Annotated in this window: 2 protein-coding genes; both read right to left on the bottom strand. The window is 60.9% G+C overall.

What is annotated here, in order from left to right; translation table 11 throughout:
- Positions 1-242: type II toxin-antitoxin system PemK/MazF family toxin (locus AC2VOP_RS02150; protein WP_486959440.1), on the bottom strand; the 242-nt coding region annotated here is incomplete at its 3' end.
- On the bottom strand, positions 236-484 hold the full coding sequence (locus tag AC2VOP_RS02145; protein WP_486959439.1) for a ribbon-helix-helix protein, CopG family: 249 nt from the start codon (positions 482-484) through the stop codon (positions 236-238). The genes AC2VOP_RS02145 and AC2VOP_RS02150, both read right to left, overlap by 7 nt.
- Positions 485-1,009 lie beyond the last annotated feature (525 nt).

Raw genomic sequence — 1,009 nt, 5'->3', positions numbered from 1 at the left:
AGCGCCGTGACGTTGACAACCGAATCACGCGGGAGCCCTGTTGCGGTTGCGGGCAAGAATACGTTGCCAGGCATCGTCGCCAGGGCCGTGTTGGAGGTGATCACCGCGGCGAGCACGGCGGCGAGGCGACTAGCGTTGTACGGGTCAGACTGGACTACGAGCACGGGCCGGCGTTTCGCGGGACGGCTTCCGGACGGCGATCCGAGGTCAACCCAGTAGACGTCAGCGCGGCTGATCACCACTCGTCGTCCACGACATCCAACACCCGACGCCCGATAGCCACGGCGGCGGCCTCCGCCCCGTCGGTGCCATGGACACGTTCTAGCGCACTGTCAATCTGTCCAGTCAGCGATTGTGCATCCAACTCGTCCAGGTAGCGCTGCGCAGCTCGGGCAAAGAACTCGGATCGACTCACGCCAAGGTCACTCGCCCGCTGCGCGACGCGATCGAACGTCTCGTCCGGAAGCGAGATAGCTGTTTTCATGCAGAAAGTATAACCCGGTATAACCCGACTTCACACTCCGCTGCGGGACCGCTTCCCCTGATCTGGGTGACGTGGGCCCGCCAACACGCGAGATATTCGGCAACATCGGGTGCGGCCGGTGACTAGTGACAGCGTCATAGCTCCCGTGCGGAGTGCAACTCGCACCTGTCGAGCACGCACCGTTACCAGTTAACCAATGCGAGTTAGATTGTGGCACAAAGTATTTCACAACTAAACTTCATCCGGCTCGCCCACGCCTTTCCAGGTCGTCAACGTGCGCAGAATCGAAAACGGACGAGAGCACGCCGGAGTGGCTTGATGAGCCGTGACGTCGCCGCCGGTTATTAAGCACGCCCAGACACCTCGGCACTTTATCAGCGCCTAGTCATACAATCTGTATCCCCGTCAGGCATACACTCTGGCATACGTGAGGTAGCCTTAACGCATGGCTGATGTGACAACGATCAAGGTGCCCAAAGCACTGCGGGACAGGATCGCGGCTGATGCCGCCGACGAGGGGCTCAC

Source organism: Mycobacterium sp. TH-M106, from assembly GCF_057473765.1.
Note: the sequence above shows the minus strand (reverse complement) of the source record. Positions and strands in the feature narration are given on the sequence as shown.